Source organism: Streptomyces sp. 4F14, from assembly GCF_048159485.1.
Taxonomy (GTDB): domain Bacteria; phylum Actinomycetota; class Actinomycetes; order Streptomycetales; family Streptomycetaceae; genus Streptomyces.
Genome location: NZ_JBLRVY010000028.1, coordinates 16364 through 32732 on the forward strand (window position 1 = coordinate 16364; position 16369 = coordinate 32732).

Consider the following 16369-nt stretch of genomic DNA (forward strand, 5'->3'; position numbering starts at 1 on the left):
CCACGCACCATCCATCGAAGCGCTCCCGGGATGGCCGGAGAAGAGCGCACACGCAGGCGCACGGCCACACAGCGGGAGCACATAGCGACGGACCGCTACGGAGCCCGCACTTCCGTACGGGCAACAATCCCGCCAACCGGAACAATGCCTCTTAACGCTTGGGATGCGGCGAACTACGCTGGGTTTACGAATGCCGCGTGGTTATGCCAGCGCGGCAGCCGTCTGTGTCGAGGGGTGGCGCAATGTCCAGGGAGCAACGCGGGCCGAACGAAAAGCTCGGCGCCGTTCTCGCCCTCGCGGGAATCAGCAACGCGGGGCTCGCGCGTCGCGTCAACGACTTAGGCGCACAACGCGGGTTGACGCTTCGCTACGACAAGACGTCCGTGGCGCGCTGGGTGTCGAAGGGGATGGTCCCCCAGGGGGCCGCGCCGCACCTCATCGCGGCCGCGATCGGCCAGAAGCTCGGCCGGCCCGTCCCGCTGCACGAGATCGGCCTCGCCGACGCCGACCCCGCGCCCGAGGTGGGCCTCGCCTTCCCCCGGGACGTCGGCCAGGCCGTCCGCTCCGCGACCGAGCTGTACCGGCTCGACCTCGCGGGCCGGCGCGCGGGCACCGGCGGCATCTGGCAGTCCCTCGCGGGCTCGTTCGCCGTCAGCGCGTACGCGACCCCCGCCTCCCGGTGGCTCATAACCCCGGCCGACAGCTCCGTCGCCCGCGAGGCGCCCCTCGCGGAGAGCGCGGGCGCCCCGGTCAAAGTCGGCCACAGCGACGTCCGCAAGCTCCGGGAGGCCGCCGAGGACGCCCGCCGCTGGGACTCCAAGTACGGCGGCGGCGACTGGCGTTCGTCCATGGTGCCCGAGTGCCTGCGCGTGGAGGCCGCCCCGCTGCTGCTCGGCGCGTACTCCGACGAGGTCGGGCGCGCGCTCTTCGGGGCCACCGCCGAACTCACCCGCCTCGCCGGGTGGATGGCCTTCGACACCGGCCAGCAGGAGGCCGCCCAGCGGTACTACATCCAGGCGCTGCGCCTCGCGCGCGCGGCGGCCGACGTCCCCCTCGGGGGCTACGTCCTCGCCTCGATGTCCCTCCAGGCCACCTACAGAGGCTTCGGCGACGAAGGCGTCGACCTCGCGCAGGCCGCCCTGGAACGCAACCGGGGCCTCGCCACCGCGCGCACGATGAGCTTCTTCCGCCTCGTCGAGGCCCGCGCGCACGCCCGCGCGGGCGACGCACACGCGGCGGGTGCGGCGCTGCGTGCCGCCGAAGGCTGGCTGGAGCGCGCGCGCGAGGGCGACAGCGACCCCTCGTGGCTCGGCTTCTACTCCTACGACCGGTTCGCCGCCGACGCCGCCGAGTGCTACCGCGACCTCAAGGCGCCCCGCCAGGTCCGCCGGTTCACCGAACAGGCCCTCTCCCAGCCGACCGAGGAGTTCGTCCGCTCCCACGGCCTGCGCCTCGTCGTCTCCGCCGTCGCCGAGCTGGAGTCCGGCAACCTCGACGCGGCCTGCGAGCAGGGCGTGCGCGCGGTCGAGGTGGCCGGCCGCATCTCCTCCGTCCGCACCACCGAGTACGTCAAGGACCTGCTCCACCGCCTGGAGCCGTACGGCGACGAGCCGCGCGTGGTGGAACTCCGGGAGCGGGCCCGGCCGCTGCTGATGACACCGGCGTAGATCCGCTGCGGGGATCACGTTTGAGGGCGTTGTCAGTGGCGCAGTGCACTATCGAGAGTGGAGGTGGTGCTCGTGTCCGGTGGGGTTCCGTACGACTGTGACGTGCTGATCGTCGGTGGCGGCATCGTGGGTCTCGCCACCGCGTACGCCGTCAGCCGTGCCGCCCCCGGGACCAAGGTCACCGTCCTGGAGAAGGAGGCCGGTCCCGCGCGCCACCAGACCGGGCGCAACAGCGGCGTCATCCACAGCGGCATCTACTACCGCCCCGGCTCCCTGAAGGCCCGGTACGCCGTCCAGGGCGGCGCCGAGATGGTCAAGTTCTGCGCCGAGTACGGCATCGCCCACGAGGTCACCGGCAAGCTGATCGTCGCGACGGATCGTGCGGAGTTGCCTCGCCTGCACGCGTTGGTGCAACGCGGCCGGGAGAACGGCATCTCCGTACGCGAACTCGGCGCCTCCCAGATCCAGGAGTACGAGCCCGAGGTCCGCGGCCTCGCCGCCATCCACGTCGGCTCCACCGGCATCTGCGACTACGGCGCGGTCGCGCGCACCCTCGCGGACGCCTCCGGCGCGGACATCCGGTACGGCGCCGAGGTCGTCCGCGTCGACCGGCGCGCGCACCGGGGAGTCGCCGTCCTGACGTCCCTCGGCGACGTCGTACGCGCGCGCGTCCTCGTCAACTGCGCCGGGCTGTACTGCGACACGCTCGCCCGCATGACGGGCGACGTTCCTTCGGTCCGCATCGTCCCCTTCCGGGGCGAGTACTACGAACTGACGCGTCCCTCCCTGGTCCGGGGCCTGGTCTACCCCGTCCCCGACCCCGCCTTCCCCTTCCTCGGCGTCCACCTCACCCGGGGCATCGACGGGGGCGTCCACGTCGGGCCCAACGCGGTCCCGGCACTCGCCCGCGAGGGCTACGACTGGGGGGTGATCCGGGGCTCCGAACTCGCCCGCACCCTGACCTGGCCGGGCTCCTGGCGCCTGGGCCGCCGCCACTGGCGCTACGGCGCGGGCGAGATCCACCGCTCCCTGTCGAAGGCTGCCTTCGTCGACGCCGTACGCCGCATGCTGCCGGGCGTCGAGGAGTCCGACCTCGTCCGGGGCGACGCCGGGGTCCGGGCCCAGGCAGTGCTGCGGGACGGGGGGTTGGTGGACGACTTCCTGATCCAGGAGGGCGCGCGTGCGGTCCACGTCCTCAACGCACCCTCGCCTGCGGCCACGGCATCGCTGCCGATCGGGCGGGAGGTGGCGCGGAGGGCGTTGGGGGTGCTGGAGGGGGTGTGAGGGGGCGGCTCGCGTTCACGGCGTCCACCGGGTGCAGGTCGTGTACGGCAACCCCCAGGCGTTCACGTGGGATTGGGGTACGCCGACGCAGCTTCTGTCTCCCGGCCGACCGCATCGGCAACGGCGTCACGCACATCGCTCCTGGAGAGCGTGGTGCCGGGTCCCTCGAAGGTGCGTGAGAAGAACGGCTCGTCCTCGCTAGTCGTCTGCGTCATGGGCCAGGGCGATGAGGCCGGTGAAGGCTGTGCGGGTCAGCGTGAGGTGAGCGCCGTCGGGAGTCTTGCTGTCGCGGACCTTGAACTCGCCCGTCGCACGCGCGTGTTCGGGGGCCCACTCAAGACACTCGCCGCCATTGGCTCCGCTGTACGAAGAGCTGCGCCAGTCCTGCTCGGAAGGGGAGTGGGTCATGATCGGAAGTCCTTCAGCACGGAGTTGATCAGGTCGGCCGTCTTGCCCGGCGGCGCTGCGGCGGCCGTAAGCAGATCATAGGCTTCCTCGGCCTCCCGAACATGGTCCGGTTCCAGCAGGACGTACCCCCTGGGGAACCCGTCGACGTGCGCGGCGTCAGGGCCGTCGTCGAACGACAGCAGCCCGAACGGGCCGAATACGCTGGGCGATCCATGGTCCCATCCCCCGTCGGGGATGATCTGCACCCGGTGCCTGGGGACCTCCGCCAGGGCCCTGAGGTGCTCAAGCTGACCCCGCATCACCATCGAGTCGCCGACCTTGGTCCTCAACGCCGCTTCGTTGAGGACAAGCCACAGCCGGGCCGGAGGCTTGTGCGTGCGGCGCAGGATCTTCTGGCGGCTCATCCGTGCGGCCACCAACTCCTCCAGGTTCTCCGGGCGGCCGGTCCGCAACACCGCTCGCGCGTACTCAGGCGTCTGAGCCAAGCCGGGCACGAGCTGAGGGTGGAAGATACGCACCCACGTCGCCTTCTCCTCCAGCGTGACGTACGGCAGGAACCAGTCGGGGTGACCGAGGCTGACCAGCCGCGCCCGCAGCCGGACGTACACCCCCGGCGTCCCCGCGACCCTGTCCACCGCCATCGCGAAGGACTCCGACGCCAGGACCTGCCCGCCCTCGACCTTGCAGACCTGCGCCGCCCCGTACTTCAACTCCTTCGCGAACTCGGCCTGCGACATCCCCAACGCCTCGCGGAGCGCCTTGACTTCGTTGCCGAAGTATTCGGCCGCGTTGGCGGGCGAGCCACCTCCCACTTCGCTCACGCGTTCCATCAACTCCCCTAGATTCCCAGCACAGTTGGAATGCCTCCGGATTTAGTGCTCTGACCGCGTAGGTTCGCCGGGTTGATCAGGCCGCGAGTTTGAGGGGGCGTCCGCCCCAGCGGATGCCCTTCTCGCTGCGGATGCGGGCGCGTTCTTTGCGCTCGGCGGCCAGGACGTCGCGGTGGCGGGCGTTGGTGTTGCGCCAGCGCAGGTAGGCGTGCAGTGCGCGGGTCTGCACGGTGTGGTTGGGGTGGTGGGAGTTGGCAATGGTGAACTGCCGCAGCGGTCCGAAGTGCGCCTCGATCGGGTTCGCCCACGAGGGGTAGGTCGGGGTGAAGCACAACTCGACCTTGTTCTTCGTCGCCCAGCGGCGGATGCCGGCGCCTTTGTGGGCGGACAGGTTGTCCAGGATCACGTAGACCGGGGCGCCGTCGGGCCGGGCGGCACGGATCGACTTCAGCGCGGCCGGCGTGTTCCCGGCACCCTTCCTGCGCCGGTTGACGCCCCACAGCCGGTCGTCACCGATCGAGTAGCAGCCGTGGAAGTAACGCACCCCGTGGGTGCGGTGGAAGGTGGCGGGCACCCGGTCAGGGTGTTTCTGGCGGGCCCAGCCGGAGCCTGCGGCGGGCCTGATCCCGAGCGGGCCGAACTCGTCGAAGGCGAAGACCCGGTCGGGGAAACGGTCCAGCACTTCCTCGATCCGGTCCGGCTTCGCCTCGCGCTCCGGGTTTGGGGACTCCTTCCAGGTCCTGGTGCGCTGGAAGGTGACACCTCGGCGGGCGAGCAGGCAACGTGAGGTCTCGCGGCCGATGCGGATGATGCGGCCGTGGACTGTCCGCAGGCAGGCGACGAGTTTGCGCAGGGACCAGCGGGTGAAGGGCCGGCCGAGCTTGGTGGGGCGGGTGGTGGCCGTCGCCACGACGAAGTCCTCGTCGTCAGGCTTGAGCAGGCGGGGACGGCCTCCCGCCCACCGAGGGTCCAGGCAGGCCAGGCCGATCTCGTTGAACCGGTGGTTCACGTCCCGCACGGTGTCCTCGTCGGCCTGCACCGGCTGGGCGATCACCGGCACGCGGTTCCCGCCGGCCGAGGCCGGCAGTATCATCGCCCGCCGGTACCGCACCGAACTCGTGCTGCCCCGACGCACGATCTGCTGCAGCCGCTGCCCCTCCTGGCCGGTCAGTCTGCGCACACGGAAAGGCTCGGCCACAGCGCCTCCAGCACTCGGATCGGACGTCACCCCACATCCAACCGCCACGACCACCAACCCGGCGAACCTACGCGGTCACAGCACTAGCGAGCGTACGCTTCTCCAGCTCATCATGTGATCGATGCAGCACAGAGAGTCACATCTCCTGGAGGAACGACGTGCCCGCTCCTCAGTCAACCCCCCTGAGGCGTACGGAGCTTGACGCTGTACCCGGACGGCACCCGTGTCGACATGGGCAACAAGCACGGCACCGGCGCGACGACCGCCAGCCAGACCTCGACCTTGCGAGACGCGCGGACTCGGTTCGATGAGACAGACGGCAGTCGCGGGCCGGAGCAGGCCCCTGCACTGTGGGCTCAACAACCCGTGTCGGCGTACACGGGTACCACTGCAGGGAAGACACGCCGGTATGACGGCCATCTTCGTATCAGTCGTGGGCGTGCTGGGCACCGTCATGGGGGCAGCTCTCAGCGCCTTCGTTGCGGCCCGTACGGAACAGCACAGAGAAAGATCACAGGATCGTGTGCAGCTGAATGAACTGCGGGTCGAGCATCAGCGCTGGCGCCGAGAACGCCGACAAACTGCCTACCTCTCCTTCCTCGAAGCTCTGGGTACCGCTGACCGAGACAACCAAGCCTTCTTCCGTGAGCTGCGGGCCAGATCCTCTCTGGTCCCGCTCGACGAGACGCGGATCGCCGCGATCAGGCTGAAGTTCAAGGACGCCGAGAGCGCAGGACTCGTGGTGATCCTGGAAGGTCCCGAGACCGTCACGGAGGCGGCCCAGGACCTCGTCGATCAGTTGTCTTCTCTGGTCCAAGGCGTTCGGGAGTACGCGGAAGCAGCCACGTCAGACAGCCTTGGCGATGGGGGCGACACCGTGCACGAGGCCGGCATGAGATTCATAGCGGAGCGAAGGGCGTTTCTTGGCTTGACCATGGACGTGCTTGACGAGGTAGCCAAGCACGTCTGGATCGTCCCCGAAGCTCAGCTTCGCGACTCGGTTCGCTGACGCAGAAGCACCGACGACTCGGTTCGTCGAGAAGACGACTCGATTGAGCGAGACAGGACACCCGCCCTCCACCCTCGGAAGCGCTCCTCGACATGGCCACCGACTCACAGGCCAGGACCCGCGCGGTCAAGAACGACTGGACCTTGCCCCCTCCCTCATCCGGGGCAGCGTCGAGGACGCGATCGCCATCTGGCCGGTCCACCGCTCACCCCACCTTTCCGAGTTCGGCGTAACCATCACCTTGGACGGCCCGAGTTGGGCGCTGCCTGTCCTCGCAGGCACCCTCCCGTAAAACCGACCCACTGGTCTTGCCAGGCATTCCCCCCGACTCTTGTCTTTCAGGACCGGGAGGAATGCCCGTTCCCGCGTGGCGGGGCAGAGGCGGCCGGATCGCCGCCTGGGCGATCCGGCGTGCCGGGGGACTCGACGGCTTGGCGCAGGTACCACAGCATCTGTCCGTGGGCGGAGCGTCCGTCGTGTTCGGCGGCGGCCTTGATGGCTGCGTGCAGGTCGTCGGGAAGACGGAGGTTGAAGTTCACCATGCACCCAGAGTAGACCCGGAACAGGCTTGACCATGAACCCATAGTGCACCCACAATAGGTGCATGAGTCGTTTCCGGCTGTACCCGACGCGTGAGCAGCAAGAGCAGATGCTCTCGCACTGCGCACATGCCCGGTACGTCTGGAACCTCGCCGTCGAACAGCACGCGCACTGGCGCAAGGGCCGTAAGGCGGCCCCGTCGTTCGCCGAGCAGTGCCGCCAGCTCACCGAAGCCCGGCGTGAGAACGAGTGGCTCGGCGCCGGAAACGCGGTCGTTCAACAGCAGGCGCTGAGGGACTTCGCCAAGGCCAAGAACGCCCGCTTCACGTCCGGGTTCGGCGAGCCGACGTGGCGCAGGAAGCATCGGCACGAAGGCTTCCGCGTCATCGGCACCGACCTCGTTCCGGAGTTCGACGACGACGGCAGGGCAAAACTCAACGCGAAGACCGGCAGACAGGTCATGGGCCGCTCGGTCGTGGTGCGGAGACTCAACCGCAGGTGGGCGCAGGTGAAGGTGCCCGGCTGCGGATGGGTCCGCTTCCGCCTCAGCGCCAAAGGCAAAGGCGCCCGGCCCCCGTCCGCGAAGACGTTCCGCGTCACCTACAAGAACAGTCAATGGCATATCGCGTTCGCCGTCATCCCCGAGCCGGTCCCGGCTCCTGGCACCGGTGAGGCCATCGGCATCGACCGAGGCGTGAAGATCACCGCCGCACTGTCGGACGGCCGCACCCTCAACTGCCCCCAACTCACCACGCGCGAGCGGGCGCAGATCCGCAAGCACCAGCGCCGGGCAGCACGCGCACCCAAGGGCAGCGACCGCAAGACCACCGAGTACGCCAAGGCTGCCCGGCTCAAGGCCCGCGAGGCCAACCGGCGCAAGGACTGGTGCGAGAAGACCAGCACCATGCTCGCCCGCACCTACGACCTCGTGCGGTTCGAGAAGCTGAACATCAAGACAATGACCGCCAAGGCCAAGGCCAAGCCCGACCCCGACCGGCCCGGTCAGTACCTCAAGAACGGCCGGGCGGCCAAAGCCGGATTGAACCGGGCGATCCTCGCCCAAGGCTGGGGCCTCCTGCGCCAGCGCACCGGACACAAAGCCCCGGGCCGCGTCGAGGACGTACCCGCCCCGTACACGAGTCTGCGGTGCAGTGCCTGCGGATGGATCGACAAGAACTCGCGCAAGAACCAAGCCGAGTTCGAGTGCTCCTCCTGCGGCTTCACCTGCAACGCGGACACCAACGCAGCAGCCAACGTCGTGGCAGGACAGGGCGGGACCCCCCGCCCCCGGCGCACAGCCGGTGCCGGAGGGACGACACCGCCCACCAAGCGGTCGAGCGTCCGTGAACCTCAACCCACCTGGGTTGGAATCCCCCTCTTCTTAAAAGAGGGGGAGGATGTCAATGTGTCTGATTCCCTGAACCCCAGCGGCGAGCCGGAGACCCCCGGCTCCGAAGCCCATGCCTCCGTCCGCCCCACCCGCGCCAAGGGCGAACCCCGCTTCCCGGACGGCCCCAAGGCCGACCCCGCCGGGTCGCACTTCGAGCGGCGGATCCGGAGTTTCCAGCCGCGCCGGAGCAGGGTCACGACAGGGCAGGCGGACGCGTTGCAGCGGCTGTGGGCGCGGTGGGGACTGGACGTCGACGGACACGCGGTCGACCTGACCGGGCTGTACGGGGACGAGCGCCCCGTCGTCCTGGAGATCGGGTTCGGGATGGGCGAGGCGACGGCGGCGATGGCCGCGGCCGACCCCGGGACGAACGTCCTCGCCGTGGACGTCCACACCCCCGGGCAGGGCAACCTCCTCAACCTCGCCGAACAGCACGGGCTCACCAACGTCCGGGTCGCCAACGGGGACGCGATCATCCTGCTGCGGGAGATGCTGAAGCCGGACGCGCTGGACGGGCTACGCGTGTACTTCCCGGACCCGTGGCCGAAGAAACGGCATCACAAACGGCGCCTGATCCAGGCGGAGTTCCTCGACCTGGCGGCGACGAGGCTGCGCCCCGGGGCGATCGTCCACTGCGCGACGGACTGGGAGCCGTACGCGGAGCAGATGCTCGAAGTCCTGGACGCGCACGGGGAGTTCGAGAACACGCAAGAGAACGGCGGCTTCGCACCGAGGCCGGAGTTCCGCCCGCTGACACGCTTCGAGGGCCAGGGCATCGAGAAGGGCCACGTGGTACGGGATTTGCTGTTCCGCCGGGTAGATCAACGCCCTTAAGGGGCGCGGGGCTGTATCGATTTGCGGCTCCGCCGCGTGGGCGCGAGCAACCACAATGGCGCCGCACCCAGCAGACAACCCATCGCGGCAGAACCATTCCCTCGTTATGGTCATTGACGTGTCGACCAGTGCCGCGTACCCACCCGTCCCCCTGATACCCCGCCCCCGCTGGTGGCAACGCCCAGCCGTCCGCTACACGGCTCTCATCACCCTCCTCACGATCTCCGGCGTGGTCATCCTCGCGCTGGTCCGCGAACAGACCGGCACCCAGGGCCTGTTGGTGGGCCTCGGCCTGGCGATCTTCCCCGTCCCCCTCCTCCTCACCGCGTTCCGCTGGCTGGACCGAGTGGACCCCGCCCCCTGGCGGAACATGGTGTTCGCGTTCGCCTGGGGCGCCTGCGCGGCGACGCTGATCGCGATCGTGGCGAACACGTTCACGACGCAGTGGATAGCGAACACGACCGCGGATCCGGACGGCGCGGACACCCTCGGCGCGACCCTGATCGCCCCGATCGTCGAGGAGACCGCGAAGGCCGCGGCCGTACTCCTCGTCTTCCTGTTCCGCAGGCGGCAGTTCACGGGCCTCGTCGACGGCGTCGTCATCGCGGGAACCGCGGCCGCGGGGTTCGCGTTCACCGAGAACATCCTCTATCTGGGCTCGGCGTACGGCACGGACCAGATCGCCGGCGACAAGGTGTCGGTGACGGCGGCGACGTTCTTCGTACGGGTGATCATGTCCCCGTTCGCGCACCCCCTGTTCACGGTCTTCACCGGCATCGGCTTCGGCCTGTCCGCGCTCACGGTCGACGGCCGCCGCGTACGCCGCGTCCTGTTCCCCCTCACCGGCCTCGTCCTCGCGATGGGCATGCACTCCCTGTGGAACGGCTCCGCGCACTTCGGCCCGCTCGGCTTCTTCGTCGTGTACGGCGTGTTCATGGTCCCGGTGTTCGGCCTCCTGACCTGGCTGGTCATCTGGACCCGCCAACGCGAACTCCGCTACCTGCGCGAGGAACTCCCCGCGTACGTCGCCGCCGGCTGGCTCTCCCCCGCCGAACCCTTTGCCCTCTCCTCCATGAAGGCCCGCCGCGTCGCCCGCGACTACGCGACCCACTACCTGGGCAAACCGGCGGCCAAGACCCTCACCGAGTACGAGTCCACGGCCCTGGCCCTCGCCCAGCTCCGCCGCCGGGGACGCCTCGGGCACCCGCCCGCCGACTTCGTGGCCAGGGAACAGCGCCTCCTCGCAGCCCTCTGGACCGCCCGCACCACCACCCGCCCGGCCCTCGAATACGCGGCCCGCGCGACGGCCCCGCCGATGCCGGTGACGCTGCCTTGGCAACACCAGTGGCAGCCGCCCGTCACCTGGCAGCAGCCTCCGGCGTACGGGGCGCCCTACGGCGGGTACCGGGCGTAGACCTCAGACGGGCAACGCCCAGCTCGGGCCGCCCGGAGCACCTGCCCGGCGCCCATAGAGGGAGCGGCTCGTCAACCGGCGTACGCGCAAGCAGTGCTGTCGACTCCGTGCGGCCGAGCAGTCGTTCCCCGGGCTGAAAGCACTCCGGCGGCAAGGCCGTCACTCCTTACCGCCGGGAAGGAAACCCCGGACAACTCCCCCTACGCAGAAGCCCCCGTAAGCAACCCCACCTCCGCCTCCGTCAGCTCCACCTCGCCCACGGCCAGCAGTGCGGGGAGCTGTTCGACCACCCGTGCGGAGGCGATCGGCGCGGCGACCGTCGGCTGGGCGGCGAGCCACGCGAGGGCGATCGTCGCGACCTCGACACCCCTCGCGCCGGCTATCTCGTCGAGGGCGGCGAGGACCTTCACGCCCCGCTCGGACTCCAGGTGCTTGCCCGCCCCGGCGGCGGCGCGGGCGCCCTCGACGACGGCACCCGGGCGGTACTTGCCCGTCAAGAAGCCGGAGGCGAGCGCGAAGTACGGCACCGCGGCCAGGCCGGCCTGGGAGACGGTGTCCTGGAGGGCGCCCTCGTACGTGTCGCGGGAGACGAGGTTGTAGTGCGGCTGGATCGCGACGTACCGGGCGAGGTTCTCGCGGTCGGAGAAGTCGAGGGACTCGCGCAGACGGTCGGCGGAGATGTTGGACGCGGCGATGTGCCGGACCTTGCCCGCCCGGACGAGTTCGTCGAGCGCGCCGATGATCTCCTCGACGGGCGTGTCGGGCTGGTCGAAGTGGGTGTAGTAGAGGTCTATGTGGTCGGTGCCGAGGCGCTTCAACGAGGCGTCGGCCGCCGCCTTGATGTTGTCGGCGGACAGGCCCTTGAACTCGGGGTGCTGGCTGACCTTGGTGGCGATGACGATGTCGTCCCGGTTGCCGCGCGAGGCGACCCACTTGCCGATGATCGTCTCGGACTCGCCGCCGCTGTTGCCCTCGACCCAGGCGGAGTAGGCGTCGGCGGTGTCGACGAAGTTGCCGCCCGCGGCGGCGTACGCGTCGAGGACGGCGAAGGAGGCCGCCTCGTCGGCGGTCCAGCCGAAGACGTTGCCGCCGAGGGAGAGGGGGAAGACTTCGAGGTCGGAGGAGCCGAGCGGGCGCAGAGTAGTCATGCTCTACGTCAACGACGGCCCCGGACGCGCACATTCCGCCGGTACCGCAAAGATCCGGTCAGAAGCAGCGCATAAAAAAACCGGGGCCGCCCCGAATCCGAAGCGGCCCCGCGTCAAAAAACCTCAGGGGTTCAGCCCGTTGCTCCGCAGCCACGCCATCGGGTCGATGCCGGTGGACGCGCCCCCGGGGTGGACCTCCAGGTGCAGGTGCGCCCCGGTGACGTTCCCGGTCGCCCCGACCCGCCCGATGACATCGCCCGTACCGACCTTCTGGCCGACACTGACGCTGATGGACGACTGGTGGGCGTACCAGATCTCGGTGCCGTCATCCAGAGTGAGGATGGTGCGGTAGCCGTAGGACCCGGCGTACCCGGCCTCCGTGATGGTCCCGCTGTGGACGGCCTTGATGAGCGTCCCGGTGGGCGCCGCGAAGTCGAGCCCGGTGTGGTAGCCGGACGACCACAGGGCCCCGGACTGCCCGAACGTCGAGGTGATGGTGTACGAGGAGGTCGGCAGCGCGTACTGCTTGGCGAGCTCGGCGAGCCGCGCCTCCTCGGCCTTGCGCTTGGCCGCGGCGTCGGCCTCTTCCTTGGCGTCCTCGACGTTGGCCTGCGCGGCCTTGGCGGCCTTCGCGGCGGCCTCGGCCTCGGCGCGCTGGGCGGCGACCTTGGCCTGCTGGTCGGCCTGCGTCTGCTGGGACTCGGCCTGCGCGATGATCCGGCTGCGCAGCGCCTCGGCGGCGTCGGAGGACTCCTGGCCGGCCTCGGCGACGATGTTGCTGATCGGCGCGGGGTCCTGGGCCTGGTCGCCGTCGTCGGAGACGAGGGAGCCGACGCCGGGTATGTCGGCGACGTTGATGGAGACGGGCGCGTTGCCCGTGTTGGCGCTGGCCATGCCGCCCGCGCTGACGGCGGCGATGACGCCGACGCCGAGGACCGTGGAGCTACGGGCGAAGCCGCCGCCTCCGGTGCGCTGCTTGGCTACGCGGTGCCTGCCCTTGACCGGGACGGAGTCCGCCGTCGGGTTCCACTCCTCCCAGGGGCCTTCTTCGTCGGCTCGGTAGCCGCCGAACCCGAAGGTCGGCTGAGGGGCGGGGGCCTCGGGGGCAGTCGGGTTCGCCACGCGGGCGCACTCCTTTCCTTCCGCTGCCTACCGGGTTAGCTGACGGGTTCGGAGCGGGAAGGTCTCCTACGCGCGTAAACCGCCCGCTCGTGAGCGGTGGCGTCCGCGTGATTCACCCCAAGGTGGTGGTTCCCCGGTTCCCTTACGGGATTCGGCGCGTGCGCACGGAGCCGCCTCTTGTGACGGCTGTGACCGTGCTGCGTTATCGAACGTTAATCGACCTGGGGGGCCGTTTCCAAGCCGTTCCTCTTGATCGACAAACATTTTGGCCTGGGATTTTTGGGTCAACCGCAGGGAGAAACGGGCAAGTTGGGGTGCTGATGAGAACAGCGGGATACACAGAGTGATCACATCTGGGCACAAAAGAACCGGGACCCTGTTTCCAGGATCCCGGTTCTCTTTCAGTAGCGGGGACAGGATTTGAACCTGCGACCTCTGGGTTATGAGCCCAGCGAGCTACCGAGCTGCTCCACCCCGCGTCGGTGAGACAACTATAGGCAGACGCCGGGCGGATCTCCAAACCGGTTTCCCTAGACCCCCGGGTTGCGGGCGTGCGTCAGCGTCTCCCAGGCCACGAACAGGTCGTCCGTACCGGCGGGCCGGTGCCGCTCCACCAGCCGGTGCGCCGCCGGGAGCGGCTCGCCGAGGCGGCCCTCCAGGTGGTTGACCAGGACCTCCAGGTCGGGCCCCATGTTCCGGTCGACCTTCCCGCCGCACAGCCACGCCGGGGCCTTCTCGCCCTCCTGGTAGCGGGCGTGCAGCTCGGCCGCCGCCCTCAGCCGGTCCTTGGCCTCGCCGTACAGGTCGACACCCTGGTGCCAGGCGGTCTCCGCGATGTGCGAGGCCGCCGCCAGCGAGTACCCGGCGTGCTTGAAGTTGCGGCACGTCTCCTGGGAGACGCCGTCCTTGAACGTCGTCTGCCCGAACCAGTACTTCGTCAGCTTCACCGGGTCGTCGAGCCCGGCCCTCGCCGGCGCGATCGGCACCCGCCCGTCCTTCTCCAGATAGAAGTACGCCGGCACCCGCGCCCGGAACCTGCTCAGCGCCTGGTCGAACACCTTGTGGTCGTTCGTGAAGACCCCGATCCCGATCGCCGCGTCCGCCATCGCGAGATCCCAGTTCCCGTTGTAGTCCGGGACTTCTCTCGTCACGGCGGGCAGGTACGCGTTCCTGAGCATGCCCTCGAACCTCAGCACCCGGTCCTGGGGCCACCCCGCCCCCGGCGTGTGCCGGACGATCTCCGCCGCCCGCGCCCACGTCGACCCCGCCCACGCGGTCTGGAGCCCGGCGTCGTCCTCCGTGTGCCGCCGGATCCGCCCCGACCAGGCGTCCATGATCTCCCGCGCCTTCACGGCGTGCGCCTGCTTGCCGGTCACCCGGAACAGCAGGGCCTGCGTGTAGGCGGCGATCGCGTCCTGCCGCTCCTCCACACACCCGTGCGCGGGCCGGTCCGGCTGGTCGCCGCCGGGGCAGTCGACACTCTCGTACGGCTCCGGCCGGTACTTGTACGAGCCGTACTTGCTGTCCCGCATGTCCAGATAGGCCCGCAGCCAGGGCTGCTTCCCGGCGCGCACGTTCTCGCGTACGACGTCGAGCTGATCCGCACCGACGAGAACCCCCGGGTGCGTGAACGAGGCGTCCGGGGGCAGGGCGCGGGCCATCTGGCGGGGTTCGCCGGCGGAGCTGGAACAGGCGGCTAGGGCGGCGCCCAGGAGGAGGGCGGTTACGGCTTTGACTGACCTCATGTGGGCAGCGTCACCGCCCGCCCCCACCCTCGCCAGTCGTATCACCCCAATAGATGACCATTCGGGTCCTTCGCCGCCTTCTCGTACTCCGGCAGCAGCACCACCTCCACCCCCGCGTCCCGCAGCAGTCCGTTCCCGTCCGCGTCCTGGACGAAGGTGTCCGGCTCGATCCATGCCGTCACCACCCGCCGCACCCCCGCGTCGAGGATCAGCCGCGCGCACGGCGCCGGGCGTGAGGCCCTGCGGGCGCAGGGTTCCAGGCTGGAGTAGACCGTCGCCCCGGGCAGCCTCGGATCCGCCGGGTCGAGCTTCGCGAGCGCCGCCTCCTCCGCGTGGACGACGCTGTCGCCGCCCTCCCGCGAATGCCCGCGCGCGATCTCCGTACCGTCCTGCGCGACGATCACCGCGCCGACGCTGAAGGCGGTCTCCGAGGGCGGGCACAGCGCGGCGAGGTCGCAGGCCACGCCCAGCCAGTGGTGGTCGGCCGGGGTCACGCTCGGCCGGTACCGCATCAGCACGACGTCCTCGATCTGCCGCGTCTCGATCAGCCGGAGGCGCTCGCGCTCGTACTCCCCGGCCCCGAACAGCCGCGGCGCCTTCGGGTCGCCGACGAACAACGGCGCCAGCACGAGCTGGAGTTCATCGGCCAGCCCCGCCTGGAGGAGCTGCGTGTGGATCGTCCCCCCGCCCTCGACCATGAGCCGCCGCACACCCCGGCCGTACAGATCCGTGAGCAGCCGCCGCCAGTCGATCTCCGGCCCGAGGGGTACGACGTCGGCGCGGATCCCGAGTTCTACGGCCCGCCGGGCGCCCAGGTCGGTCGTATACACGGCCTTCTCCCCGCCCGTGTGCCAGAACCTGGCGTCGGGGTCGAGGTCGCCGGACGCCGTGACCGTCACCTTCAGGGGGTACTCGGGGCGGCCCTCGGCGACGCGGGCGGCGCGGCGGGACGCGGAGTAGACGAGGAGGCGGGGGTTGTCGGCGCGGATCGTGCCGGCGCCGATGAGGATCGCGTCGACGGAGGCGCGGACCTCGTCGACGCGGTCGAAGTCCGCGGGGCTGGAGAGGAGGAGGCGGTCGGGGCCGGTGTCGTCGAGGTAGCCGTCCAGGGAGACGGCGGCGGAGAGGAGGACGTACGGGTAGGTCATCTGCGCGGTCTCCCCTGAGCTGATGTTGGTTCAAGTTTGAAACAAACCTACACTGGACGTATGACGACCCGCTGGCTCAGTCCCGACGAGATGCGCGCCTGGCGCGCGTACGTCTCCGCGCTGTTCCTGGTGGAGGACGCGCTCGACCGGCAGCTCCAGCAGGACGCCGGCATGCCGCACCTCTACTACTCCATCCTCGCCAACCTCTCCGACGCGCCGGAGCACCGGCTGCGGATGACGGACCTCGCCGAGAGTACGAAGATCACGCGCAGCCGGCTGACGTATGCCGTGACTCGGCTGGAAAAGGACGGTCTGGTCCGGCGCGAGCAGTGCCGCTGGGACAAGCGCGGCAGCATCGCGGCGCTCACCGACGAGGGGCTCGCGATCCTGGAGCGGATCGCGCCGGGGCACGTCGAGACGGTCCGCTCGGTGCTGTTCGACCGGCTCACACCGGAGCAGGTGGGCCAGCTGGAGGAGATCAGCCGGCGGATCACCGAGGGCCTGGAGGGGCAGGAGGTGCCCTGGCTGCGCCGATCGTCGGGGTGCGAAAGCGACACGTGACGTACATCAAAACCAGTTGCTGCAACTTTAAAACGAGGAGTAGGGTCGGGAACCGGGCACCTGCTTCAAAT

Annotated in this window: 14 protein-coding genes, 1 tRNA gene, 1 pseudogene and 1 riboswitch; of the genes and pseudogenes, 7 read left to right on the plus strand and 9 right to left on the minus strand. The window is 69.8% G+C overall.

Going from position 1 to position 16369, the window contains the following annotated elements; genetic code table 11:
- Nucleotides 1-242 precede the first annotated feature (242 nt).
- Together ACLZOT_RS37100 and lhgO are read left to right on the plus strand one after the other, a co-directional pair.
- Nucleotides 243-1667, plus strand: coding sequence for an MFS transporter (locus ACLZOT_RS37100; protein WP_416973561.1), 1425 nt, complete (start codon nt 243-245; stop codon nt 1665-1667).
- Between the two features lie 63 nt (nt 1668-1730).
- Nucleotides 1731-2951, plus strand: a complete 1221-nt coding sequence (gene lhgO / locus ACLZOT_RS37105) for an L-2-hydroxyglutarate oxidase (protein WP_416973690.1) — start codon at nt 1731-1733, stop codon at nt 2949-2951.
- 198 nt (nt 2952-3149) lie between these two features.
- Here the strand turns inward: lhgO and ACLZOT_RS37110 are convergent, their stop codons facing one another.
- From ACLZOT_RS37110 to ACLZOT_RS37120, 3 genes are all read right to left on the minus strand, one after another.
- Nucleotides 3150-3359, minus strand: a complete 210-nt coding sequence (locus tag ACLZOT_RS37110) for a DUF397 domain-containing protein (RefSeq protein WP_416973562.1) — start codon at nt 3357-3359, stop codon at nt 3150-3152.
- On the minus strand, nt 3356-4180 hold the full coding sequence (locus ACLZOT_RS37115; protein WP_416973563.1) for a helix-turn-helix domain-containing protein: 825 nt from the start codon (nt 4178-4180) through the stop codon (nt 3356-3358). The genes ACLZOT_RS37110 and ACLZOT_RS37115 overlap by 4 nt, the downstream gene beginning before the upstream one ends.
- An 85-nt stretch (nt 4181-4265) precedes the next feature.
- On the minus strand, nt 4266-5387 hold the full coding sequence (locus tag ACLZOT_RS37120; protein WP_416973564.1) for an IS630 family transposase: 1122 nt from the start codon (nt 5385-5387) through the stop codon (nt 4266-4268).
- Between the two features lie 409 nt (nt 5388-5796).
- Here ACLZOT_RS37120 and ACLZOT_RS37125 point away from each other — a divergent pair, with 409 nt between their 5' ends.
- Nucleotides 5797-6396: a hypothetical protein gene (locus ACLZOT_RS37125; RefSeq protein ID WP_416973565.1), complete on the plus strand. Its 600-nt coding sequence runs from the start codon at nt 5797-5799 to the stop codon at nt 6394-6396.
- Nucleotides 6397-6734: 338 nt separating this feature from the next.
- On the opposite strand, the gene ACLZOT_RS37130 is transcribed toward ACLZOT_RS37125, so the two are convergent.
- On the minus strand, nt 6735-6938 hold the full coding sequence (locus ACLZOT_RS37130; RefSeq protein WP_416973566.1) for an Arc family DNA-binding protein: 204 nt from the start codon (nt 6936-6938) through the stop codon (nt 6735-6737).
- A 107-nt stretch (nt 6939-7045) separates the two neighbouring features.
- Between ACLZOT_RS37130 and ACLZOT_RS37135 the strand changes: the two are divergent.
- From ACLZOT_RS37135 to ACLZOT_RS37145, 3 genes and pseudogenes are all read left to right on the plus strand, one after another.
- A pseudogene (locus ACLZOT_RS37135) lies at nt 7046-8182 on the plus strand (RNA-guided endonuclease InsQ/TnpB family protein); the annotation flags it as partial.
- Between the two features lie 159 nt (nt 8183-8341).
- Entirely contained in the window at nt 8342-9160 is an 819-nt protein-coding gene (trmB, locus tag ACLZOT_RS37140; RefSeq protein WP_416973691.1) for a tRNA (guanosine(46)-N7)-methyltransferase TrmB, read from the plus strand.
- A 106-nt stretch (nt 9161-9266) separates the two neighbouring features.
- Entirely contained in the window at nt 9267-10574 is a 1308-nt protein-coding gene (locus tag ACLZOT_RS37145; protein ID WP_416973567.1) for a PrsW family intramembrane metalloprotease, read from the plus strand.
- 200 nt (nt 10575-10774) lie between these two features.
- Here the strand turns inward: ACLZOT_RS37145 and ACLZOT_RS37150 are convergent, their stop codons facing one another.
- The 5 genes from ACLZOT_RS37150 to ACLZOT_RS37170 all read right to left on the minus strand — a co-directional run bounded on the left by ACLZOT_RS37150 (nt 10775) and on the right by ACLZOT_RS37170 (nt 15737).
- Entirely contained in the window at nt 10775-11722 is a 948-nt protein-coding gene (locus tag ACLZOT_RS37150) for an aldo/keto reductase (RefSeq protein WP_416973568.1), read from the minus strand.
- A gap of 123 nt (nt 11723-11845) precedes the next feature.
- Complete coding sequence (locus ACLZOT_RS37155; protein ID WP_416973569.1) at nt 11846-12844, minus strand: M23 family metallopeptidase; 999 nt, start codon at nt 12842-12844, stop codon at nt 11846-11848.
- A gap of 7 nt (nt 12845-12851) precedes the next feature.
- A riboswitch (cyclic di-AMP (ydaO/yuaA leader) is annotated at nt 12852-13011 on the minus strand.
- 238 nt (nt 13012-13249) lie between these two features.
- Nucleotides 13250-13323 (minus strand) — tRNA-Met (locus ACLZOT_RS37160).
- A gap of 51 nt (nt 13324-13374) precedes the next feature.
- Nucleotides 13375-14589 carry an alginate lyase family protein gene (locus ACLZOT_RS37165; RefSeq protein WP_416973570.1) on the minus strand — a complete coding sequence of 405 codons (1215 nt, stop codon included), beginning with the start codon at nt 14587-14589 and terminating at the stop codon, nt 13375-13377.
- Nucleotides 14590-14630: 41 nt separating this feature from the next.
- Complete coding sequence (locus ACLZOT_RS37170; protein ID WP_416973571.1) at nt 14631-15737, minus strand: dihydrofolate reductase family protein; 1107 nt, start codon at nt 15735-15737, stop codon at nt 14631-14633.
- Nucleotides 15738-15797: 60 nt separating this feature from the next.
- On the opposite strand from ACLZOT_RS37170, the gene ACLZOT_RS37175 reads away from it, so the two are divergent.
- Nucleotides 15798-16298, plus strand: coding sequence for a MarR family winged helix-turn-helix transcriptional regulator (locus tag ACLZOT_RS37175; protein ID WP_416973572.1), 501 nt, complete (start codon nt 15798-15800; stop codon nt 16296-16298).
- Nucleotides 16299-16369: the final 71 nt, after the last annotated feature.